The 24,300-nt window shown below is 48.0% G+C and carries 19 protein-coding genes and 1 tRNA gene; 9 read left to right on the forward strand and 11 right to left on the reverse strand.

What is annotated here, in order from left to right:
• Positions 1 to 54 precede the first annotated feature (54 nt).
• The 3 genes from BM082_RS13635 to BM082_RS13645 form a co-directional block, all read right to left on the reverse strand.
• Positions 55 to 128, reverse strand: a tRNA-Cys gene (locus BM082_RS13635).
• A 170-nt stretch (positions 129 to 298) separates the two neighbouring features.
• The gene (locus tag BM082_RS13640; protein ID WP_074927321.1) at positions 299 to 898 is read right to left on the reverse strand and encodes an alpha-ketoglutarate-dependent dioxygenase AlkB family protein; all 600 of its coding nucleotides are present in this window, start codon (positions 896 to 898) and stop codon (positions 299 to 301) included.
• 224 nt (positions 899 to 1,122) lie between these two features.
• Positions 1,123 to 2,406 carry an NAD(P)/FAD-dependent oxidoreductase gene (locus tag BM082_RS13645; RefSeq protein WP_017008282.1) on the reverse strand — a complete coding sequence of 428 codons (1,284 nt, stop codon included), beginning with the start codon at positions 2,404 to 2,406 and terminating at the stop codon, positions 1,123 to 1,125.
• Between the two features lie 216 nt (positions 2,407 to 2,622).
• Between BM082_RS13645 and BM082_RS13650 the strand changes: the two genes are divergently transcribed.
• Positions 2,623 to 3,666, forward strand: coding sequence for an ABC transporter substrate-binding protein (locus BM082_RS13650; protein ID WP_017008283.1), 1,044 nt, complete (start codon positions 2,623 to 2,625; stop codon positions 3,664 to 3,666).
• Positions 3,667 to 3,775: 109 nt separating this feature from the next.
• On the opposite strand, the gene BM082_RS13655 is transcribed toward BM082_RS13650, so the two are convergent.
• Entirely contained in the window at positions 3,776 to 4,507 is a 732-nt protein-coding gene (locus BM082_RS13655) for a sulfite exporter TauE/SafE family protein (protein ID WP_017008284.1), read from the reverse strand.
• A 141-nt stretch (positions 4,508 to 4,648) separates the two neighbouring features.
• Here BM082_RS13655 and ltaE point away from each other — a divergent pair, with 141 nt between their 5' ends.
• From ltaE to BM082_RS13675, 4 genes are all read left to right on the forward strand, one after another.
• Positions 4,649 to 5,659, forward strand: coding sequence for a low-specificity L-threonine aldolase (gene ltaE / locus BM082_RS13660; protein WP_017008285.1), 1,011 nt, complete (start codon positions 4,649 to 4,651; stop codon positions 5,657 to 5,659).
• 83 nt (positions 5,660 to 5,742) lie between these two features.
• Positions 5,743 to 6,666, forward strand: a complete 924-nt coding sequence (locus BM082_RS13665; RefSeq protein ID WP_017008286.1) for a DUF808 domain-containing protein — start codon at positions 5,743 to 5,745, stop codon at positions 6,664 to 6,666.
• A 166-nt stretch (positions 6,667 to 6,832) separates the two neighbouring features.
• Positions 6,833 to 7,600 (forward strand): 3-hydroxybutyrate dehydrogenase, encoded by a 768-nt coding sequence (locus BM082_RS13670; RefSeq protein WP_017008287.1) that lies wholly within the window; start codon positions 6,833 to 6,835, stop codon positions 7,598 to 7,600.
• A 224-nt stretch (positions 7,601 to 7,824) separates the two neighbouring features.
• The gene (locus BM082_RS13675; RefSeq protein WP_017017753.1) at positions 7,825 to 10,194 is read left to right on the forward strand and encodes a Lon protease family protein; all 2,370 of its coding nucleotides are present in this window, start codon (positions 7,825 to 7,827) and stop codon (positions 10,192 to 10,194) included.
• A 130-nt stretch (positions 10,195 to 10,324) separates the two neighbouring features.
• Here the strand turns inward: BM082_RS13675 and BM082_RS13680 are convergent, their stop codons facing one another.
• From BM082_RS13680 to BM082_RS13690, 3 genes are all read right to left on the reverse strand, one after another.
• The gene (locus tag BM082_RS13680; protein ID WP_074927324.1) at positions 10,325 to 11,710 is read right to left on the reverse strand and encodes a TRAP transporter large permease; all 1,386 of its coding nucleotides are present in this window, start codon (positions 11,708 to 11,710) and stop codon (positions 10,325 to 10,327) included.
• Positions 11,697 to 12,263 (reverse strand): TRAP transporter small permease subunit, encoded by a 567-nt coding sequence (locus BM082_RS13685; protein WP_074927326.1) that lies wholly within the window; start codon positions 12,261 to 12,263, stop codon positions 11,697 to 11,699. The genes BM082_RS13680 and BM082_RS13685 overlap by 14 nt, the downstream gene beginning before the upstream one ends.
• 76 nt (positions 12,264 to 12,339) lie before the next feature.
• Positions 12,340 to 13,392: a TRAP transporter substrate-binding protein gene (locus BM082_RS13690; protein WP_074927329.1), complete on the reverse strand. Its 1,053-nt coding sequence runs from the start codon at positions 13,390 to 13,392 to the stop codon at positions 12,340 to 12,342.
• Positions 13,393 to 13,749: 357 nt separating this feature from the next.
• On the opposite strand from BM082_RS13690, the gene BM082_RS13695 reads away from it, so the two are divergent.
• The 4 genes from BM082_RS13695 to BM082_RS13710 all read left to right on the forward strand — a co-directional run bounded on the left by BM082_RS13695 (position 13,750) and on the right by BM082_RS13710 (position 17,464).
• Complete coding sequence (locus tag BM082_RS13695; protein ID WP_074927425.1) at positions 13,750 to 15,126, forward strand: cache domain-containing protein; 1,377 nt, start codon at positions 13,750 to 13,752, stop codon at positions 15,124 to 15,126.
• Positions 15,127 to 15,203: 77 nt separating this feature from the next.
• On the forward strand, positions 15,204 to 15,854 hold the full coding sequence (locus BM082_RS13700) for a response regulator (protein WP_017008293.1): 651 nt from the start codon (positions 15,204 to 15,206) through the stop codon (positions 15,852 to 15,854).
• A 152-nt stretch (positions 15,855 to 16,006) separates the two neighbouring features.
• Positions 16,007 to 16,696 carry a hypothetical protein gene (locus BM082_RS13705; protein ID WP_017008294.1) on the forward strand — a complete coding sequence of 230 codons (690 nt, stop codon included), beginning with the start codon at positions 16,007 to 16,009 and terminating at the stop codon, positions 16,694 to 16,696.
• A gap of 27 nt (positions 16,697 to 16,723) precedes the next feature.
• Positions 16,724 to 17,464, forward strand: a complete 741-nt coding sequence (locus BM082_RS13710) for an SDR family NAD(P)-dependent oxidoreductase (RefSeq protein WP_017008295.1) — start codon at positions 16,724 to 16,726, stop codon at positions 17,462 to 17,464.
• Between the two features lie 112 nt (positions 17,465 to 17,576).
• On the opposite strand, the gene BM082_RS13715 is transcribed toward BM082_RS13710, so the two are convergent.
• From BM082_RS13715 to BM082_RS13730, 4 genes are all read right to left on the reverse strand, one after another.
• The gene (locus tag BM082_RS13715) at positions 17,577 to 19,670 is read right to left on the reverse strand and encodes a VIT and vWA domain-containing protein (RefSeq protein ID WP_017008296.1); all 2,094 of its coding nucleotides are present in this window, start codon (positions 19,668 to 19,670) and stop codon (positions 17,577 to 17,579) included.
• Between the two features lie 276 nt (positions 19,671 to 19,946).
• Positions 19,947 to 20,678 carry a helix-turn-helix domain-containing protein gene (locus BM082_RS13720; protein WP_017008297.1) on the reverse strand — a complete coding sequence of 244 codons (732 nt, stop codon included), beginning with the start codon at positions 20,676 to 20,678 and terminating at the stop codon, positions 19,947 to 19,949.
• 264 nt (positions 20,679 to 20,942) lie between these two features.
• On the reverse strand, positions 20,943 to 21,986 hold the full coding sequence (locus tag BM082_RS13725) for a GMP reductase (RefSeq protein WP_017008298.1): 1,044 nt from the start codon (positions 21,984 to 21,986) through the stop codon (positions 20,943 to 20,945).
• Between the two features lie 388 nt (positions 21,987 to 22,374).
• Entirely contained in the window at positions 22,375 to 23,841 is a 1,467-nt protein-coding gene (locus BM082_RS13730) for a chitinase (RefSeq protein ID WP_017008299.1), read from the reverse strand.
• Positions 23,842 to 24,300 lie beyond the last annotated feature (459 nt).

The following is a 24,300-nucleotide window of genomic DNA, read 5'->3' on the forward strand; positions in this document are numbered from 1 at the left end:
CGTGACCTCAACCTTGGCAAGGTTGCGCTCTACCAGCTGAGCTAGTGTCGCAAATGGAGGCGCGTCCCGGAGTCGAACCGAGGTCCACGGATTTGCAATCCGCTGCATAGCCACTCTGCCAACGCGCCTTTGTTTCTTTCCGCTTTAGAAGTTGTCTTCCGCTGCGGTATGGGTCGGCATTTTACGGATTCGCGTGATCTAGTCAACACAAATCATTAAATAAAAGTTCGTTCGCTTAAAATCGCGGCAAAAGCGATATAAATCGACCATATCGTCTTAAAAATCACCTCGAATATCGCTAAAAAATGATGTTTCTGAAGGTCAGATTAATTCTCGGCCCTTTCATTTTCGCGGTTTTCGGGATCGAGTGGTGCCAATAAGTCTGGATTTTACCCGCCATTATCAGCAATGCGCCGGAATTCAATTCAAATTCCCTTTTTTCTCCACTCTTGAGATGTTTAAGCACAAAGCGGCGCGTTTCACCAAAACTCAACGACGCGATCGCAGGTTCTTTGCCAAGCTCAACTTCATTATCTTGATGCCACCCCATGTAATCTTGCCCATCTCGATAAAGATTGGCGAGCACAGAGTTGAAAGGCGTATCTGCTTGTGCTTCGCATCTTTTTTTCAGCAGGTCTAATGATGAAGGCATTTTGGCGGCAGGCAATTTTAGCCCAGAATAACCATACGACTTATCACCGAAAGATGCCTGAAGGCGGGGTTGAAGTACCTCTCGCCCAAACATTGAGATCGGTTGTTGTTGCCAAGGAAGCGTAGACATGAGACCAGAGAAAATCTCGGCCGCTTCTTCCTCAGAGAAGAAATTCGGTTGCCAGAACAACGCTCCATCCGGAATGTTGATCCATCCGGTTTCATCAAACATGTCGCCTTGCAGCATTCATTGTTGTCCTATTTATGTTTTCAATCACTCTAACTGAGTGAAAGGAAAACAAACAAGATCGATCCCTAAGACATTTCATTGGTTCATTTTTTTACGATGCTCATCGTTCATGCGATCAACACGCCCCCAGCACCTGCGACTACGACTACAATCATGGGCTAAAACGACAGAAGGGTAGCAACGCTACCCTTCTGTGTATCCAAGCGATATCAACGCATCACTTATTTCGCGAGTGCATCTTCCATCTTGGCTTTCCAGATCGCCATCGCCAATGCAGGTTTACGCAATACTTCAGGCGTTGGGATCCAACCATGTTTCACGCGGGAGAACACATCAAAGCGCCCTGCTTGTCCTGCCATGGCTTCTGCCACAACACGGCCAGCAATGTTTGTTAGACCCACGCCATGACCGGTATAACCATGCGCGGTGTAAATGTCATTCCCCAGGTGCGCGATTTCCGGCATGTAACTGCGCGTTACCGCGAACAAACCACCCCAGTGGTATTCCATTTTCACATCACCCAATTGTGGGAACACTTTCAACATACGTTGACGCAGACGTTCTTGGCTGTCTGGGTATTCACCGTTGAATGGGTGGTTCACACCGCCGAAAAGAATTCGGCCATCGGCTGTTGGGCGTAGATAATCCAAACAGTTATTCAGATCAGACATTGCCATGTTATTGGTGATCGGGTTGCGATCGCCTAATTGCTCAGTCACCGCAATATAAGACGCAACAGGAAGCACTTTAGATTGGGCACGGCGGTGAAGGCCATCAAGGTAGGCATTACATGCAAGCAATACTTGTGTCGCCTTCACGCTGCCTTTCGCCGTTTTCACCGTGTTAAAGCCCGTGCCTTTTTCAATTTTGATCACTGGGCTGTTTTCGTAGATCTCAGCACCCACAGAAATCGCCGCTTGCGCCAAGCCTAGTGTGTAGTTCAGCGTATGGACATGGCCACTGTTTGGGTCAAACAAACCGCCTAGGTAACGACGCGTATTGGCAACCTGATCAATCTTGTCTGCATCCCACCACTCAGCAACCGGGTAGTTGTAACGTCCGTGCTTGAGTTCATGCCAAGATTTCAGTTCTTCTTCTTGGCCTTTGTTCAACGCAAGCTCAATGTAGCCTTCTTGGAAATCACAATTGATGTTGAATTCACTGATGCGCTCACGAATGATATCGATAGATTCGACTGACAAATCCCACAATTGCTTGCCCCATTCAGGCCCGTAGGTTTCATCAACTTCACGCAAGCCTAGGCAGTAACCTACCAGCGCTTGTCCACCATTGCGCCCTGAACCGCCAAACGCAATACGCTGACTTTCAAGAACCACAACGCTCATGCCTTGTTTACGCAATTCAATCGCGGCATTTGTGCCAGTCAAACCCGCACCAATAATACAAACATCAGCTTGAATGTCGTTGGTTAGCGCTGGTTGTTCAGCCAGTACATTCGCCGTTGCTTGATAGTAGCTATCGATATACCCGTTTTCTTTCGCCATCTTGTGACTAAATCCTGCTTATATGGAAAGGGTTGAATGAAAAAATGATGGCGAATATTCGCACTAAGCCCCACAACAGGCAAGGAGATAATGCGATCAATACCTCGCGCACACTTTGTTACTTATTAGGGGGTTAATTGATTGACAGTCAGAGTGTTTCTTTTGATGATGCGCGTTCGAATTTCGGCTTGGTATAGCCATTTAAGGACAACACATATGAACCAATATCTTAAAGGGGTGAAAGCGGTAAGCATCGCACTTTCCGCATCTGTATCTTTCGGCGTTTCTGCAAACAGCGAAGTACTAAACATCTATAACTGGGCAGAATATATGCCCATGAACGTGATTCAAGCGTTCGAGAAAGAATATGATGTAACGGTGAACTATTCGACGTTTGAAAACAACGAATCTATGTATACCAAGCTGAAGCTGCTGGATGGAAAGGGCTACGATCTTGCCTTTGCATCAACCTACTTCATTCAACGTATGAGTGATGAAGGCATGTTGGCGAAAATCGACAAGTCACAAATCCCTCACGTAAAAGACATCATTCCTGGATTGATGGCGCAGCCGTTTGATGTAAACAACGACTACTCACTGCCTTATGTATGGGGTGTGACCGCGATTAGCTACAACGATGACATAGTTGATGGCAGTAACGTGACGAAGTGGGCCGATTTGTGGAATGAAGACTTCGCAGGCCAACTGATGTTGCTTGATGATGTGCGTGATGTCTTTGGTATGGCGCTAAAAGCCAAAGGCTACAGCATCAACACCAAGAACGAAGCTGAAATCAAAGAAGCCTATGAGCTGTTGGTTGAGCTTCGCCCAGGCATTGTCGTCTACAACTCAGACGCTCCGCATGTGCCTTTTGTGACAGGCGAAGTGGGTATTGGTCAGCAATGGAATGGCAATGCTTACATGGCACAGGAAGAAATGGACAGTATCCATTTCGTTTACCCAGAAGAAGGCTCAATCCTTTGGATGGACAACTTCATCATTCCTAAAAACGCAGAGAAGAAGGAACTGGCGCACAAGTTCATCGACTTTATGTACCGCCCTGAAAACCAAGCGGCCATGGTTGAAGAGCTTGGCTACCCAGCACCAAGCAAGCGCGCGAAAGAAAAGCTCTCTGCTGAATACACCGAAAACAACACCATTTTCCCGTCTGATGAAGACGTAGAAAAAGGCGAATTTACCAATGATGTTGGCGACGCAGTCAGCATTTACAACCGCTACTGGCAGTTGCTGAAAAGCTAACTCGGCAGCGATTCATTGCTCGTAAAAAGAAAACCCGCGGCCTAGGCTGCGGGTTTCTGTTATTGGAGAGTCAGTTGAACGCTATCTCTCAGACATTTCGCGCACAACGCTAATTCGATTTGAAGAACAGAAGATGCGCAGCGCTTAGCGATATCATGCTTCGCACAATGACTTTTAGTTGCTCGGGCGATATACGTGCAAACACCTTGTAGCCAATCCACATACCAAGAAACAGCGCAGGGATACCCACGGCGCTTGCTTTCAACGTTTCTGTATTGATTAACCCAAGGCTCAATAATCCCGCCAACTTCATGAGATTGAGGCTCAAGAACGCCCATACTCGCGTCGCGACATAGGCAGACTTTTCCATTTTCTGTTCAAGCAAGAACAAGCCCATTAACGGTCCTGCGCCGTTGGCAATTACCCCAACAAAACCACATAGCGAACCTGCAAAGCTCGCGGCCCAAGGGTGCGTAAAAATGGGTAGAGGGTGGTAATCCAACCACAAAGATAAGCCCAACAAGGCAAAAATCAGAATGCCGAGAAAGGTCATGAAAGTGCTTGGGTCTACCGTCCCCAACACATAGGTGCCTGCTGCTATGCCAATGGCGCCAAAAGGCAATAACTTCGCCAATACCTTCCAGTTAATATTCTTGCGATATGTCATTACCGCAATCAGATCAGTTAGCAAATAGAAAGGCAAAATCACGCCGAGCGCTTCCGGCCCAGGAAACGCTAACATCATCAACGGCAAGATAACCAAACCCAGCCCGCCGATGGAAAACTTTGAGAAGCCTGTCACTAAACACGCTAACGAGATAAACAGCCAAGACAGTTCCATTGTTACTCCCTACTCCCTCTCACTCGCGACTTGACTCAAGTGAAGGACAGGTATTGTATTCGTTATGTTTTGTAATTACTTTTCTATCAATCAAGAGTACTCTGATCATTCGATCATAGTGGTAATCAGGACAGTGAAGAAATGATTGATTTGCGCTCAGACACAGTGACACAACCCGATGAAAACATGCGTAATGCGATGGCAAATGCACCTGTTGGTGATGACGTGTACGGCGATGATCCGACCGTCAATGAGCTAGAGCAATGGGCAGCAGAGAGACATGGATTTGAAGCGGCCGTATTTACCGCATCAGGCACTCAAGCAAACTTGTTGGGTATTTTGGCACACTGTGAGCGTGGCGACGAATATTTATGCGGTCAACAAGCACACAATTACAAATATGAAGCAGGTGGCGCTGCCGTTCTAGGCTCAGTACAACCTCAACCGATTGAGAACAACAAAGACGGCACCTTGTGCTTTGAAAAGCTGGCTGCAGCCGTAAAACCCGATGACGTACATTTTGCGCGCACTACCCTCTTGAGCTTGGAAAATACCATCGGCGGTAAAGTGCTACCGATGAGTTATTTGGCACAAGCCCGCGATTTTGCAAACACGCATAACCTAAAACTGCATCTTGATGGCGCACGTGTTTATAACGCCTCTGTGGCATTAGACGTCGATATCAAAGAAATCAGCCAGCATTTCGATTCAATGACCATTTGCCTATCGAAAGGTTTGGGTGCACCTGTCGGCTCTTTGCTTTTGGGTGACACTGCTTACATTCAACGCGCGCGTCGCTTACGTAAAATGGTTGGTGGTGGCATGCGCCAAGCCGGTATTTTGGCTGCTGCTGGCATGATGGCGCTCACTGAGAATGTTGAACGCTTGAAAGATGACCACGACAATGCACGTTACCTCTCGGAGAAATTAGGGGCGATTCCTGGTTTCAATACCTTTATTTATCCGGTTCAAACCAACATTGTCTACGCGGATGTATCATCACACATCGACATTCGTGCCATTGCTGATGCGTTGAAAGAGCAAGGTATTTTGGTTTCACCTTCTCACAAAGCCATGCGCTTTGTTACGCATAAAAATGTCTCTCGTGCAGACATTGATACGTTACTTTCGGCGATTGAAAAACAGCTTTAATTCAGACTTCTCAATGGAAGAAATGACGTAAATTATGAGGCGGATTTCCGCCTCTTTTTGTATCTGTCATATAAGGAGTTATCATGGCCGGCGCTAGCCTTCTCACACTGCTCGATGATATTGCCACCATACTCGATGATGTTTCCGTCATGAGTAAAGTTGCTGCCAAGAAAACCGCAGGTGTACTTGGTGATGACCTTGCTTTGAACGCAGAGCAAGTGTCAGGTGTGAAAGCCGACAGAGAACTTCCCGTTGTATGGGCGGTGGCCAAAGGCTCGTTTTTCAATAAGCTGATATTGGTGCCTGCAGCGCTCGCAATCAGCGCGATTGCGCCGTGGCTCATCACGCCTCTTCTCATGCTAGGCGGTTTATTTCTCTGCTTTGAAGGGGCAGAAAAAGTGCTGCATACCTTCTTCCACAAGCACGACAAAAAGCCAGAAGCGCAAAGCACTGACTTCAATACCGCGACCATCAACGCTGCTCAATTTGAAGCAGAGAAAATCAAAGGCGCGATCCGGACAGACTTCATCTTGTCTGCTGAAATCATCGTGATCACATTGGGGGTGGTGTCAGAAAGCCCCTTCTTAACGCAAGTCGTGACCCTGTTTGGTATTGCCTTCCTGATGACCATTGGTGTGTACGGCTTGGTTGCAGTGATCGTGAAAATAGATGACGCAGGTTTGTACCTCAGCAAAAAAAGCACCGCTGTTGCTCAGTCTGTTGGTCGTGGTTTGTTGGTCTTTGCCCCTTACCTGATGAAAACCTTGTCCATCGTCGGCACCATCGCCATGTTCTTGGTTGGCGGCGGCATTCTGTCCCACGGCGTTCACATTTTGTCTGAATGGATTGGTGAAGCAGCAAGAGAAACTGCGCTGATTCCCGCACTCGGCGACATCATTTCGGCGGTGATCCCTACCCTGCTTAACGGCATTATCGGGCTGATTGCTGGTGTGATTGTGGTCGGTGTTGTGTCTGTGCTTAGCAAACTCAAACCCAGCGCAAAATAATCGCCGATCCGATCACTTTATTGGCTGCTGCGTACTACTACGCATTGCCGTTTTTCCGATACGCGCATAGTTTATGACTGTAGCTAACAAGGTTTGTGAATATAGCTAATTGCTCTGCGTAAGCAGAACAACCATCATATTTCTGGGTGCGTTAAGGAGAACTCACATGGCAGCAAAGCACGTCCTTATTACAGGTGGCGCGAGTGGTATCGGATTTGGTATGGCACAAGGGTTCGCAAATGAAGGTTACTGTGTCACGCTTTCTGATATCAATAAGGAAGCCCTTGAGAACGCAGTTGCCTCGCTGAAAGAAACCCACCATACCGAGGTTTATGGCCTCGAACTGGATGTCACCCATTCCGCTCAGATTGCGTCAGCGCCGTCACGTGTCGTCAAGCCCGTCGATGTGCTTATCAACAATGCAGGCATCCAATTCGTTTCCGCGTTAGAGGCATTCCCCGAAGAGAAATGGCGTTTAATCATCGACATTTTGCTCACGGGCCCTGCCATGCTCACCAAAGCATTCCTGCCAGGCATGTACGCGCAAGGTTTCGGGCGAATCATCAATGTTGGCTCGATCCATAGCCTTGTGGCCTCACCTTATAAATCTGCGTATGTTTCAGCAAAGCACGGCATTCTCGGCTTTTCAAAAACCATTGCCCTAGAAAGTGCAGATCATGATGTCACCATCAATACACTCTGCCCTTCCTATGTCAAAACGCCGCTGGTTGAAAACCAAATTGCCGCACAAGCCAAAAACCACAACATCAGCGAAGAAGAAGTCATCAACAACATCATGCTCAAGCCGATGCCGAAAAAAGCCTTTATTGCATTGAACGAACTTGCCGATACCGCCTTGTTCCTTTGCTCCCCAAGTGCCAAAAATATTACCGCGCAAGCCATCACTATTGATGGAGGCTGGACCGCGCATTAACGCGAAATACGCGTGTGACAAATTCAATACATACCCACTTAAAAACGGCTTTTACGCCGTTTTTTGTGCTTTTGATTGACCAATATTTGTGCAGTTGTTCACTAGAATATACCGAATAAAGTGCGCCAGCCCACATTGCCAACATTCCTTTGCCTGTTTATCTCAAAATCAGTAAGTTAAGAGCGCTACACTGAAAATATTGAACATAGCGAAAGGAGAGCGCCATGACACAGACTTCTTTAACCAGTGACAGGCTCTATCGCACCTCACAACTGAACAAACTCGACGTTTCATCTACCAAACATCTTGAGCCCCTCGACGAAATCGTGGGTCAGGATCGTGCACGTCAAGCCGTCGAATTTGCGATGTCGATAAAAGAAAAGGGCTACAACATTTACGCTGTCGGCCAGAACGGACTCGGTAAGCGCACCATGATGATGCGCTACCTAAAACGTCACTGGGAATACAGCCACCAAATTTTCGATTGGTGTTACGTCGCGAATTTCCAAGACTCTCGTTGCCCTACCGTTTTGCAAGTCCCTGCAGGTCGGGGCATCGCATTGAAAAAAGACATCGAAAAGTTGATGGGAAAATTAGGGAAAGCCCTGCCCCTCGCGTTTGACAACGAGATGTACTTTACCCGTGCGGATGTGCTGAAAGGTCAGCTAACCGAACAACAAGAAGGCGCATTGCAAACTCTGACGAATGATGCAAAAGCGCAGAGCGTGAGTTTGTCGATCACCACGGCGGGCGATTACCAATTCATCGCCTTAAACGGTGAAGAACCTCATTCCGAAGAAACGTTCGATGCGCTCTCTGATGATGAGCAAGCCAATTTCGACAAGGTGATCCGTGAGCTTGAGATTCAGCTCCGAGGCCTTGTGCGCAAACTGACCGAATGGGAAGAGCAGTACGCAGAGCAGCAACAAAAACTCGATGAAGAGATCGCGATTGAAGTGGTTGCACGTCTCATCAAGCCAATGATCGAGAACTACCCAGACCTGCCGCAGGTAAAGAAATACCTAAAAGGTATGCAGGCTGACATTCTCGAAAACCTTGATATCTTCCTTGAAGAAAGCGAAGACCAAGCTGCACTCGCCTACGCCGCGCTCGATAAAAAATTGCCGCGTCGCTACCAAGTCAACGTGCTCGTCGCGCAAGACGAAGATGTGCCGCCTGTTATTGTTGAAGACAGCCCGACTTACCACAACATCTTTGGTTATGTGGAAAACGCCACGTACAAAGGCACCGTATTCACCGATTTCTCGCTGATCCGTGCTGGTAGCATTCACCGTGCAAATGGCGGTGTCTTGCTCATCGACGCCGTCAAAGTGCTTGAACGCCCATATGTATGGGATGGCCTCAAACGTGCGCTGAGTTCTCGTAAGGTCAGCTTAAGCTCACTGGAAAGAGAAGTGACGTTGAGCGGCACGATTTCGCTTGAGCCAGAGCCAATTCCACTTGATGTAAAAATCGTTCTGTTCGGTGATTACAAAACCTATCAACTGCTTCAACACTATGATGCAGAATTCAGTGAGTTGTTCCGTGTCACCGCTGACTTTGAAGATGACATGCCGCGCAATGACGACAGCGAAATGAAGTACGCAAAATTCATCTCAAGCATCTGTCATGACAACAATCTGCTGCACTGTGACCAAGGTGCGATTGGCCGAATCATCGAGCACAGCTCGCGTCAATCAGGCGATCAAGACAAGCTGTCTCTTCATTCGGCGGACATTGCGAACCTTCTGCGTGAATCAAACTATCAAGCACGTGTAAGTAACGCCAATATCATTCGCGCCTCACACGTTGAGAAAGCCCTCGCAAGCCGTGATATGCGGGTGAGTCGCCTGCGCGATCACGTGATGGAAGGCTTTACCAATGGCACGACATTGCTGCAAACAAAAGGCACGTCAATCGGACAAATCAACGCCCTTTCAGTGCTTGCCACACAAGATTACGCGTTCGGCGCACCAAACCGTATCACTGCCACCACCTCGTTCGGTGACGGCGGCGTCCTTGATATCGAGCGAAGCGTAAAACTGGGCGGCAACATCCACTCAAAAGGTGTGATGATTTTAACCGCGTATCTGTCGTCATTGTTAGGTAAGAAAGCCAAAATACCACTCACGACCACGCTCACCTTCGAACAATCATATGGTGGTGTGGATGGCGACAGTGCCTCAATGGCCGAGTTTTGCACCGTGATTTCGGCGATCTCTGGCATTCCGCTCCGACAAGATTTGGCTATCACAGGGTCGATGAACCAATTCGGTGAAACACAGCCTATCGGTGGGGTGAATGAGAAAATTGAAGGCTTCTTTGATGCTTGTACCATCAAAGGGCCGAAGTCTACGCAAGGCGTTATTATTCCTGCCTCTAACGTGCACAACCTAATGCTTCGCAAAGATGTTATCCATGCCGTTGAGAAGGGCCAATTCCACATCTACGCCATTAGCCATGTGAGTGAAGCCCTTGAATTATTTACCGGCATGCCTGCAGGCAAATTGGATGCGAAAGGTAAATTCAAATCTGGCACTGTGCTGCAAAAAGCGTATGAATGTATTGCTGCATTGCGCGATGATAACCAGTAAAAAACGATAAGTTAAAAGCCAACACAAGAGTGAGTTAACGCCTAATACGGTTTCTCGCAAACACTAAAAAGCCGACAATTGTCGGCTTTTTCTTTCTTCAAATTTCACTATCATCAAAGGGGAACAGGCTCTAGCCATACGCCACAGACGGTAGCCACAAGATTAAATTCGGCCAGAAGACCAAAACCACTAACGCAATCAACTGAAGAATGATGAACGGCAACACGCCTTTATAGATATCTATGAGCCTGACTTCTGGTGGACATACTCCTTTCAAATAGAACAGAGCAAAACCCACCGGCGGCGTCAAGAAGCTCGTTTGAAGCGCCATCGCCACCAGCATCACAAACCACACAAGCTCCGCATTATCGAGCCCAGGGTAAGTGCCAATGTCCAAGTCTAAGCCCAACACCACGGGGGCAAGTAACGGCAGCACAATCAAGGTGATTTCAATCCAATCGAGGAAGAAGCCCAGCAGAAAAATGACCAGCAAAATGAACGCCACCACACCATACGGACCAAAGGGCAATGCCTCGAAGGCTTGCTCAATGAATTCATCGCCGCCTAGCTCTCGCAGCACTAACGCAAAGCAGGTCGCGCCAATGAAGATGGCAAAGATGTATGCGGTGGTTTTGTAGCTATCGATGAGCACTTCTCGCAACACTGACAACGAAAAACGCTTATAAAAAGCCGCCAGTAAAATAGCGCCGAATGCCCCTACGCCTGACGCCTCGGTCGGCGTGGCTATACCAGAAAAAATGGAGCCTAGCACAGCAAGGATCAGCGCAAATGTCGGCACAATGGCTTTGGCTACGTCTTTGATTACCTCCCAATCCACGGGTTTTGCATCATCAGGTAGTGGAATAGACTGCGGCTTAACCAACCCCACTATCAACAGGTAGACAATGTAAATGGCGCCCAGCATCAAGCCTGGCACCATCGCCCCCATAAACAGATCACCCACAGACAACGCCAGCTGATCCGCCATAATGACGAGCATGATCGAAGGCGGTAGCAATATACCCAGCGTACCCGCAGATGCGATGGTACCGAGTGCCAGTGGAAGGTGATAACCCTGCTTCATCATGGCGGGTAAAGACATGGTCGCGAGCAATACAACAGATGCCCCGATGATGCCTGTCGAGGCCGCCAAAATGATCCCTATGGCCATGACAGTGATCGCCAACCCACCATGTACACGCCCGAACAAGGCTTGCATGGCATGCATTAGACGATCGGCAACGCCAGATTTATCTAACATGTTCCCCATAAATATAAACATGGGAAGTGCCACCAATATCCAGTTGTCCATGATCTTGAATAGACGGTTAACCACCAAACCAAGCGTGGTGAAATCTAGCCCTGTCCACGTGTCAAAATAGATATCGCTGTAATAACCAATAATGGCAAACGCCACACCCACGCCGCCCAATACCCACGCAACGGGAATACCAATAAACAGGAGAAGAATAAAACTGCCAAACATGGCAAGAATCAGGATTTCATTCGCTTCCATGCGAACCTCCCTTCGCTGACACTGACACACCATTACCCCGTAACAATGCGATGGCTCTCAATACTCTGGCTAAGCTCGCAAACGCTAAGAGTGCCGCACTGAAAGGGATGGCGGATTTGATGACCCATCGCCATGGCAGACCCGACGGCGCGTTCGAGCGCTCATCCACTCGCCATGCTTCATACACAAAATCGAGTGAATGGATAAAAATGACGTACATAAATGGCCAAACAAAAAAGGCGACGGTGAGGATGTCTACCCATGCTTTGGCACGCTCAGAAAACCGGTGATAGAAAATATCGACGCGCACATGCGTACCCGTGATTTCCGCGTATGACAGACCAAAGAGCACCCCAACCGCATACAAATGCCATTGAAGCTCTTCGAGCGCAATCTGCCCATTACTGAACACTTTTCGCAAAATAACCTGCGTGATGATCACTGCGATCAGAATGAGATAGCTCCACGCAAAAAAGCGCCCGAGAGATCGCACAACATGCTCAATGCTGTCAGCAAGCGGGGAGGCAGAAGGCGAATAGGAAGGCTGGGCCATAATTCGTTCACTGTTCCTTAAATATCAATGTGGTGAGATAAAAAAGGGGCAGCGGATGCTGCCCAAACACGAGAGATTATTGTCGAGGTAGAAAACCTTTTGATTCCCAGACTTGATAGTTAGTCCGGAACGTAGACATGTCATCCCACACTTTTTTAAAGTACGGATCTTGTTTTTGCTCGTCCACGACATCTAGCCATGTAGTTTCAAACAAGTTCAGCATATCGTCGTTCCAGTAACGTAGTTCGACGCCCTGCTCTTGCGCTTTCTGCATGGCCTCAAACTGCATCGCCTCACCTTCCGCAATCGAGTTAGTCATCGACGCTAAGCACAGGGTTTCTACTGCAGCTTGTTGGTTGCCATCCATTTTGTTCCATGTGTCTTTGTTGATCAAAAGCTCAAAGACAGTGGCTTGCTGGTGCCAACCTGGGAAGTAGTTATATTTCACGATTTTGTGAAAACCAAGGCGTTGGTCAATCGCAGGTTGAGAAAACTCAGTGGCATCAATCGCGCCTTTCTCAAGCGCACCAAAGATTTCGCCACCTGGGAGCTGAACCGTACCCACGCCCAATTTCTCCATAACCTGACCACCGAGGCCAAAGAAGCGCATGGTGATGCCTTTTAAGTCTTCTGGTTTTTCGATTGGCTTTTTAAACCAACCTGACGTTTCGGGCGAGATGATGGCGCACGGCAGTACTTTTACGTTATAGCCGGCTTGGTCATACATTCCCTGGTAAAGATCTAAGCCGTTACCGTAGAAAAGCCACGCCATGTATTCTGGCGCTTCAGGGCCAAATGGCACTGCGGAGAAAAGTGCAGCAGCTGGCATTTTGCCTTGCCAATACCCCGCCGTCGCATAGCCCGAGTTCACTTTACCGCTCGAGACTGCATCCAAAATTTCAAGCGGCGCGACTAATTTTCCTGGTTCATAGACTTTCATTTTTATGGTGTTACCGGATACCGGTGCAATGCGTTCTGATACCCACTTAATCGGGGTACCTAAAGCGGGAAGGTGAGTACCAAACGCAATGGGGGTTTTAAGTAACACTTTGTCCGCCATGGCTGCCCCAGAAAAACACGCGGTAGCGATGGTGAGAGCTTTTAGCGTTGTAGAAATCGGCCGTTTCATTGTCCACTCCTTGGTGCGCGGTATCACTGTTTTGAATGTATGGTGTTACCGACTTAGGGGTTGAGGTTTAGAGCACACTGAACCTGTTAAATATTTGTTATCGTCCAGCCTATAGATGCACCTCAGATAAGAAAATCAGGTAGATAACGGACGCCATCTCGCACGCTTTACGTACATCATTTCCGTAAAACTACGTAGGCGCGTTACTTATCTCATTGAATTTTTATTGCGTAGCTCATTGAGGGTTAGTGAGAATGCATGACCGAATGCGAAAACTACGGACGTAAATCCGATGCAAAGTGTGACGAAAAACATAGCAATGGTGTGAGAAAGAGAAAGGCGACAAAAGAGAAACGTATGAATATTTTGAGCAACCTTTCCGGCATAAATACACGACTGCGCGCCAAAATACTGGTGCTCGCCATGGTGCCTTTATTGCTGATGTTCGCGTTGATCATCGGGCTGGTTACCGTGCAATCTGATTCCCTGTCCACCAACCAAGCTGACCTCATTCGTACCGAGACCCTTGCTTCCAAAAAACAAGAGCTTCTGAAATACGTCGAGCTCGCACGCGCATCCGTCTCTCCTATCTACAATGCAGCCACCCCCCATGATGAAAACGCCAAACAAGCTGTCATCGACGTGCTCAACAAACTCACATACGGCGAAGACGGATACTTCTTCGCCTATACCTATGACGGCACCAATCTTGTTCTCCCCTATCAACCAGAAATGGTGGGTCAAAACATTTGGGATGTTGAAGACACACACGGCTTTAAGCTTCTCCAAGGGTTAATCACAGCTGCACAACAAGGCGGCGGCTTTGTTGAATACTACTGGCACAAGCCCTCACGCAAAGAGCCGGTGAAGAAACTGAGTTATGCGATTGGATTAGAAAAATGGGGGTGGATGGTCGGCACTGGCGTATATATCGATGATATTGATACCCAGGTCATGTCACTTCACAACAAAATCGACGAAATCATCAGTAAAACCTTCGTTGGCTTAGGCATTACTCTCGTTATCACCATTGGCATCATGGCCAGCCTTGCCGCCACTATTCACGTCAATGCGCAGGAACTCGCCGATAACAAGTTGCAGGCGCTCAATCGCCAGTTAATCGATTCACAAGAAGAAGAGCGTACGCGGGTTGCGCGTGAGTTGCATGATGGCATCAATCAGATTTTGGTCTCAGTAAAGTACCGCCTAGACAGTCTAAAAGAGGCAAAGAACCGTGAAGAAATTAGCGAACACCTTGGTTTAGGCCAGGCCAGTTTAAACGAGGCCGTCACTGAGCTTCGCCGAATATCGAAAGATTTACGCCCTACGCTACTGGATGATCTTGGGTTGCTTCCCGCCCTTGAAGATTTGGCCAAAGAAGTCACCACGCGTTCCGGCATGACAGTGATCTTCGAGCACCACTTAAGCGTGTCCCACGTATCCAAAGCCGCAGAAATCACCCTTTATCGCGTCGCGCAAGAGGCGCTTCATAACGCTGAAAAGCACTCGCAAGCCAAAGCGGTTGATATTATTTTGCAGGAAGAAGAAGGCGAAATTGTGCTTACCATCGCAGATGACGGCATCGGCTTCGAAGAACATAGGCTTCGCGTTAATGCACAATCAATGGGGCTAAAGAACATGCGGGAACGAATCGAGAACCTCGATGGACACTTCGTCATCAATAGTTTGTCACAGCAGGGCACGGAAGTCCGCGCAATTTTGCCAACCAAATAGATGCCAGAAACGTTTGATTTTTAGATGCTAACAGCCTCTGATTTTGGTGTGCAATAACATTCGAAAGGAGAATTACCATGACCACATTGTTGCTCGCGGACGATCACGTCCTATTGCAAGACGGGCTTAAAGACCGCCTGTCTCGCCAACCACAGTTTTCAATTGTTGGAACCGCCAGTGACGGCGAATGTGCGATTGAAAAAACCTTGGCGCTCAGACCAGACATTTTGCTCACCGACATTTCCATGCCAAAGAAAACAGGGTTAGAAGTATTAAATACACTTCGAGAGGCTGCCCCTGAGGTGAAGGTGGTGATTTTAAGCATGCACAGTAACAAAGAGTACATCATGGCGGCCATGCGTGGCGGTGCCAAAGGCTATGTTTTGAAAGATGTTTCCTCACAAGAGTTGGTGCAAGCCCTCGATATTATCGCGGGTGGCGGATCTTATTTTAGCGCTGGCGTATCAGAAACCTTGCTCGAAGGCATGAATGAACTAGAGAACAAAGAGCACGAAGACTCTCAACCAACACCAAGGGAAAAAGATGTGCTCATTCTTATCGCGAATGGCGCATGCAACAAAACCATAGCCAGAGAACTGGACATCAGCGTTCGCACTGTCGAAACCCACCGTCTTCGGGTGAAAAAGAAGTTGGGGGTAACATCTACTGCCGGGTTAGTGAAATATGCCATTGAGCATGACTGGATAAACCAACAAGAAAACCAGTAAAAACGTATGCATCACCATGATTAATACACTATGACGCACGGTATTTAGCATGAAAATCATGACGTTATTTGCCTGCTTTTTGAGCCATGACCGCGAATTTTCCTATGAACAGCGTATCTTAGTGTCTACATACTTTTCTATTGGTTTCAGGCATGCACCAAGAGCATTTTCTTATTCCGGAATACCCAAAAATCACATACGCAGGTATTTCCCTTGAAACGGTAAGCAAAAAAACGCCAAATTTCCTCCATTCAGTGAAATGGTATGCCCGCATCGGCATTTCTTTTGCCTTTATCTTTTTCGCTTCCGTCACCACCCTTTCGTGTTACCTCTTTGATCTGACGGACGATATCTTTTTTGTTGCTACGCTCGCCATCACCTTCTTTTTATATTTGTGCTCTTTGCCTCTCCTCACCAAGGCAATCATTTCATCGGAACGCGTCAGACAATGGGTTCGCAAATCCAAACATCGCTATTTTTTGAGGGCACTTGCGAATACGCCGTTTGAAGCAAGACTGAACGCCTCGAACATCATATGGGATACCTTGCGTAACGAGGAATGGGCGACCTGCATCAATGATGCGCATGAAATAGACAGAGAGCGTACTGTGTATAGTTGCCAACAGCTCGGCAAAATCGCATCAAACCTGATTGACAACGACCCAGAGATTTTTTGCGATGCTATGCTTAAAACCATGAATAATCAGAGAGGTAGCACATCCTACTTTTTCGATATTTTGGTGAGGCTTGCAGAACAGCAATTTCACAATGGAAAAGAAAGCCAACGACAATTACGTGGAACACAAAAGCTGATGTTGGATGACATTTTCTCGCATCGGTAGTTCGTCCTAAACGACCCCGGAGAGATAATGAAAATTGTTCTTGTGACCGGAGGCAGCAGTGGTATTGGCCTTCAAACAGTGACGCATTACCATCGTTCAGGTTTCAAAGTACTGACTTGTTCCAGGAATGAAGATACATGGAACAAAGTACTCGCCACTCACCCTGAACTGTCTGCCGTCGATTATCTCCCTGTCGATTTGAAAGATGTTCATCAGGTAGACCGCTATTTCGGGTATATCCGAGAGAACTATGGGCATCTCGACATTGTGGTTAACAATGCATCACCCCCGTTAGAATCGCGCGGCGATTACGCCGATGTGCCTATCGACGCCCTTTACAACACTCTCATCGGCGACTTTTGGATCCATGCACTCTGCCTGAAATACGAATTGAATCTCGTTGTAAACGGCGGCTCCATCGTCAACATCAGTTCTGTCAATGGGATAAGGCCTACACCAAACGCGGCGATGTTTTCTGCAGCCAAGCATGGCATTGAAGGGCTCACCCGTTCAATTGCGGTAGAAGCCATTCGTAAAGGTATCCGAGTCAATGCCGTTGCACCGGGTGTGACATGGACGCCTCGTTGGGAGCAAGCACAATCTGAAATGGGCGACGAATTAAAAAACACGGTGGCAAGCCAAGTACCCAATGGGCGATTCGCGACGGTAGAAGAAATTGCTAATGCCATCGCTTGGCTTAGCTCCGAGCAAGCGAATTACATCGTCGGTCATACCTTGGTGATGGACGGCGGTCTGAGCCTGACATAGCCTCTGCATTTTATCTCTCACACACGCAAAAAAAAGACTGCCGAGGCAGTCTTTTTTCTTATCATGTTATTTGTCCGGTACTTCTATAACTGCTTGCCAATGAAAGAAGCCATTAAGCCTTTCGCGTTTGCAACATCCAACGGCTAACACCTGCCAACCCAAACAAAACGAACAAGAAGATGTTCATGCTGCCACCACTGCTTCCACCGCCACTACGCGAATGCGTGGGTGCAGGTTGGGTGAACATTGGCTGACTTGCGTCGGCTTGGGTAGGTTGAACATTCTGAGCTTGGCGTGTTTGTCGTGCTTGCTGTTCTTTCTGCACGCGTGCTTGGTTATTTCGATCAATGCCAATCTGTTGGAACACATCTTCTTCAACCACCAGCAGCGAGGTGTAATCCGTTAGAAGACCATACTCTACGGCGATGTCTTCTATCGCTTGTTCTTTGTCTGCGTCTTTCTGCTCTAGGTAATCCATCTGCGCTTCTAGATCTCGAATCGCTGAGAATGCCCACATTCTCTCAAGTTCAGGGTTACGCAACGTTGTCTCTGGTAACGATACCTTGGTGGTATAACGACGCGTCTCGCCATTCACTTTCATGCTCAAAGTGACGTCGGCAGTGCCGGCTTTAAAGTAGTGGCCGAATACCGTCAGTTGCTCACCGCGATATAAGCTGCTGATAGCTTCTGGTGTCAGATCCTTTACCTTCACACCGTCGATATCCAATTGAATGTCGCGATACGCTTGATGCGTTAACTTGCTAGAGATGTTGAGCAAATGTCCCATGATGTCATCTGCATTCGAGACAGACGTTGCAACGCCATTTGATAGCTTGGTCATCGGCACCAACAGCGGTGTATTCGCGCTGTTACCCATGATGAAGGTGAACAACCGGACGTCATATTTTTCCATCATTTGGAAAAATTTACGCTTCTCCGTTACCCCAACATTCGCGACACCATCGGTCACCAGCACAATACCTGTTGGACGGTCAGCGTCCAGTTTACGCACGGCTGCGCCCAAACCTTCATAGAGATTGGTGCCGTTACTCGGCTGCATGGCAGACATTTCACTCAGGGCTTTTTCGACGTTTTCCTTGTTCGCAGGTAGAAAGCCATTGGTTAAGTCATACGTTGAACTATCAAACATCACGACACGAAAACGGTCTTGTGGTGGAAGCTTGTTCAGCCCCTGTCGAACCCCTTCGGCCAAGGTGCTGTACTTGCCCGACATCGACCCTGATTTGTCTAATACGAAGACCCAATCACGCCCTTGTATTACCGGCCCCAAATCATCACCCGGCGTAAAGGTAAGTTTCACTGTACCGCGCTTTGATTCTTCAGGGTCACGGTACGCAACCATATCCAAGCGACCGGGGAGTCCATCTTGTAGGCGCCAATAAACCACGATGTCTTGATCCAACCGGTACGCGGGGGCAGAAGGTGATGCTGTCACGCCTTCCTCTTCAACCGCGGCTGACGCTTGGTTCGCGACTTGCGCCTTCCAAATCGTATGCTCACCTAATGCTTCTTGTGTAAGTGCTGCGTTAGGGTGTGACGGCAAACGCACGCCGTCAACGGGATACGCGGATTTCAGCGTGACGTTAAACGAGAAGTCTTGCTCAACTGCATCATTGCGCGTCCAAAAACTGTCGCGCGCTTCATCAACACCGCCCTCTTCCATGGGATAAACGTAACGGCCAATGCCGTGGTCAATCAGCGCGTCTTGTAGATACACCAATCTCACCTTCACACGCTGTTGAGGCTGAACAGGGAAGACGCGCATCTCAAACGTTTTGTATCCGTCTTTTTCAGTCAATGCCGTCGCATTGCCTTGCGCTTTTTGTTCTTCGTAAATCTTTTTCGCTTTGTCTTTCGCCACCGATTCTGCAATCACTGGCGTGCCGTTAATCCAGTAAATGAACTCACCCACGACGGCTTCTTGCGGTACAGGAAACGAGTAGCGCGCTTCGAGCACGTCATTATTTGGGTTATAGAAGATTTGTTCGATGGACGTTGTCGCATAGCCGTCTTCAATCACGACATCCACGCGGTGGGTTTCGATGGTGAGGTCTTGGTGTTGGCTGTTGGTCGGTTTCAACAAACCGCTCGCCATTGCGGCGGGTGCAAACCAGCCTAATACAAACGTGAGAAATACCATTCCCCACGTCGAGAATCTTTGGGTCATTTGCTGTTGGTTTAGCATCGTGTGCCTCCATTGCGTGGCTTCTTTGAGATTCGTTCTCTCATGTGCAGGAAGGGAAGGCTTGCGTTCATCGCGCCTTTAACTCTCTGCGTTTTCAGAAGCTTGCAACAAGACAGCGTAAGTCAAAAGCGCCGTGTCCGAAGTGACAATATACGTGACGCTACGTCGCATGAGGTGACACCTTCTCGCCGGATCGACGTGTTGGTGTGCGTGAGCGGACACGTATCCATACGTACTAAGACATATTGACTATTTGGATTCTTATGGGGCTAAACGCTATTCGTACTCTTCAAAAAGTGGGAAGGTCCAGCGGCGCATCGCGACCACCATTGAAGTGCCGTGACGCTCTTGCATCGTTAAATCTGTGTCTTGGTTACATGAATCATAAAACTCACTCACCAAACGTTGAATACGTTGCTGAAATTTGTAGTTGGTTGAGAGCGACATCAGCCCTGTAGACATCACCAGCTTCTCTTCATCGCCAGCAAAACGAGATTGGAAGAACGCGCTGATCACTTGTTGTTGGAAGAACTGCTGAATAGGGCCACCCGCCACCCATGAAAATGACGGCGAGATTTTAAGTTTAATGCGGTTATCAGGCTGAAGCTCAATCACGTTCAAGCGATCTAAGTGCGCCAACTTCTGAATCAAAACCGTTTCAGGTAGGCTGTACTGCTCAAGGATTTGATCAAAGCGATACCCATTCGTGATGCAGACCGCCACTAACAACAAAGCTTTGTCAGCCACCAGCTCTTCTTCTTGCTGCCACGTCAATTCCGTAATCTGATGGGTGCTTTCAGAGGAAAGTTTAAACAGTTCCCCCATGTCCATATCAATGAGCTGACACACCGCCGACAAGCGCTCTAAACTCAAGCTTCCGCCATTCGCGAAGAGCCGCTTTACCGAGCCCTCACTGAGTGACAATGCACTCGCGACATCTTGATAATTCACACCTCTCGCTTTGAGCTGCTTCTTTAACGTTTGAACCACCTGATCACATTCAGCCATGTATCCTCCTTGAAACCAGAGGACAGTAAACCGTAACCGCGTTGGCTTTTCCAGTGCTATCTAAAAGGCAGGAAAAAAACAGACCGTCAGTGCCTTACTGACATTCGGCGTCATCGAAGTTCCTGACTGTGAACTCAAAAATGGCGGCAATGTGATCTCGATGCATCAAGTAGGAAAGCAATGTTCAGCGCCTACAGCACCCAATAAATAGCGGATAAAAAAATGCCACCCAGTTGGGTGGCATTCTTATATGTGCTTTCGAACTTATTCTTTACCGAACACGTTGTTTTCTTGTTCTTGAACGCGAATAAACGTCGTGCGCTTAGTCAACTCTTTAAGCTGCGCAGCACCAACATAAGTACACGTAGAACGTACGCCACCAAGAATGTCAGAAATCGTATCATTCACTGTGCCACGGTATGGCAACAAGACGGTCTTACCTTCTGCAGCGCGGTATTTTGCAACACCACCAGAGTGTTTTGCCATCGCACTTTCAGAAGACATGCCGTAGAACTTCATGAACTGCTTACCGTCTTGCTCAATCACTTCACCGCCGCTTTCTTCGTGGCCAGCTAGCATACCGCCAAGCATCACGAAATCAGCACCGCCACCGAAGGCTTTAGACACATCACCCGCACATGAACAGCCACCGTCACCGATGATACGACCACCTAGACCGTGTGCAGCATCTGCACATTCAATAATTGCAGAAAGTTGTGGGTAACCTACGCCCGTTTTCACGCGAGTCGTACACACTGAACCAGGACCAATGCCCACTTTCACGATGTCTGCACCAGCAAGAATAAGTTCTTCAACCATGTCACCAGTAACCACGTTACCCGCACTGATCACTTTGTCTGGGAATGCCGCGCGAACACGCTCAACGTACTGAACAAGGTGCTCAGAGTAACCGTTAGCAATGTCGATGCAGATGAAGATAAGTTCATCAGACAACGCCATGATATCTTTGGTTTTTTGGAAGTCAGCGTCAGAAGTGCCCGTTGATACCATCACGTTGTTTAGCGTCTTAGTGTCAGCTTCAGCAACGAACGCTGCCCAATCTTCAACGGTGTAGTGTTTGTGGATGGCAGTCATACAACCGTGCTCAGCGAGCACCTTGCCCATTTTGAATGAACCGACTGAATCCATATTTGCTGCAATGACAGGTACACCAGACCATTGACGACCGCTATGCTTGAAGGTAAACTCGCGGGTTAATTCAACTTGTGAACGGCTTTTTAGGGTAGAACGTTTCGGACGAAACAGTACATCTTTGAAACCCAACTTCAAGTCTTGTTCGATACGCATGTGTCTTTCCTTAATATACAGACGATGCCCTTTCGGACAGTGCTCATGGATTTTAGCTATTGGCAGATAGCTTGAATATTCACCATCGAGCAGGCACAAAAAAACCGGGGCGTTGGCAGACGCTCCGGTTTTCAGCATTATAGGCACATAAATATTATTCACAAGACTGACAATTGAAATTTTTTTGTGATACCTTTTGTCAGAAAGCACCTCGATTAATTCAAAAATCCCTCTCTATTTACAACTACTTATCTCGCTTTTTCTCTTCCCAATTTGTATAAAAAAACCGCGCATTCCAGATTGAAACACGCAGCTTGATCATTTCTTTTTCAGTGCAAAAACAAACAACTTAGTTGATGTTTTTCCTACTGATTAGGCGATATTTCGCCTACTGCACAGGCACCCATGGGCCCCACGCTTCACTCAGCAACGGATCATCACCCTGTGTCCAATAAAGTGCTTTATAGGTTACGCCTTTCACGACCACTTGCTGATCTTTGTTGTAAACCTTGGCAGCGCTCCATGCATTAGGGTCGGTCGGTGTACCCGTATCGGTTCCATTGCCAGTGCCTGTCGTTGGCATCTCAGCATCTGGTAACACACGCACGGTTGGCCAGCCTGCGTGTGATCCATAGAAATTCGTCACACACTTCTCGTAATCGCCCGGAACCAACGCCGAATACGCGGTTTGGAAGCCAACAAGCTCACATTCGAATGAGTAGCCACCCGGACGATCAGCATAGTATTTCCAGTTACCGTCCCAGTTGGTATAAAGCACGTCCGTTGCACCTTGAAGGTTCAAACTGCCAAATGGCAATTGTTGGTAACAGGTGTTGGTTTCATCTGCTTCAATCGGGATTTGATAATGTGCCGCTAGCCCTTCCCAGTAGCGAATACGGTTAACAGGCTGACCTTTGGTTTTGTTTTGTTGACCACATTCAATACCGCCATTGATGATGTTAATGGTCGTGCCGAAACCGTAACCAATACCTGCATCTTTTTCACGTTGAGACGGTGTCCACGTTCTGTCGATAACATGCAACATTGCAGGCTTAGGCGCCTGAGGCGTTAGGAAGAACCAAATCGCTGACGCAAGGTTTAGCCAAGAATCTGCCACCAGACCCGGTTCATTCAACAGTTTGGTCGCATCGCCGTCGTACATCACCTCAGAGAACATGCCGTAGTTAAAGTGATAAGAAAGCTGTTTAGCGCCACGACCAAAGTACCCCTGCCCCGTCGCACATGGCCAGCGGCTGTTCTGCCAGTCTTTTTGACCACACCCTGTCGTATAGCCTTCTTGGCCTTCAGCCCATCCCATTTCACGAACGTGAACCAGTGCTTGCTGCCATTCTTCTAACGCGAGTGGGTTATCCGACGTGTTGTCGATGGCAATGTGTCCACCCGTTTCTTGAGAGAAATGGGCAAAGGCGGTAATGATAGATTTTTTACAGATTGCATCGGCATCTCGGCCATCCGTGTAATCACCACAGAACGCGGGGAACTTACCGATTGCACGCAAGAAGCGGGTATAAGTGTATTCAGGCGCGGCCATGTGCGTCAGAAAATCCCAATCTGAACGCGGGAATACACGTTCAACACGCTTTACGTTATCAGGGTTTGACGCCAATCCTGCATCAATGGCTTCAACCACGGTGTTTGGTGTGGTTTCGAGCGCTTTGGACCAGATAGCATACATAGGATCGGAGGTTTGCGCCGCTTCTGCTGCCGCCATTTCGGAGGCAGAAACAACGAACCCGTTGACGTCATTAGGATCAGTCTGGGGATTCATGGAAATGGCGCTATTCGCCATAAAGCTTGCACCACACAGTGCCGTAAACAGAGCTGTTCTTTTCATTTCAAGTTCCTTATCAAATACGCCGGAAAGAGAAAATATCTCTTTCCAAATTCGCCGCTGCGATGGCTATATCATCTCGATGTCGTTTTACGCTGGGCCTATTCCGTTAACGCTATAAGTAGCGCGTTTACCCAGTCATTCTTGATGATTTTGTTATTAACGCAGACAGCCAACTATATGCATGACTTGATATACAACTGAACCACTATCACCCAGCCAAATGCAAAGACTGTATGATGCCCCGTTAGGTTTTGATAAAGACCAAACTGTTGTAGCGTGATTTTTTGAAGCCAAACACGTTACACAAAAGAAACCTCAACACAATGCACTCATTTTTGTGCACATATATCGAATTAAAAACTGCGAACTGTCTCGCTAAAAGGCGGCGGTATCCCTTGAATCCAACCGGCTCGGGTGTAAAAAAGCGCGTATCCTACTTTCGTAAAATACGCGCTTCTG

The sequence above is a fragment of the Enterovibrio norvegicus DSM 15893 genome (assembly GCF_900115495.1).
Classification (GTDB): Bacteria; Pseudomonadota; Gammaproteobacteria; order Enterobacterales; family Vibrionaceae; genus Enterovibrio; species Enterovibrio norvegicus.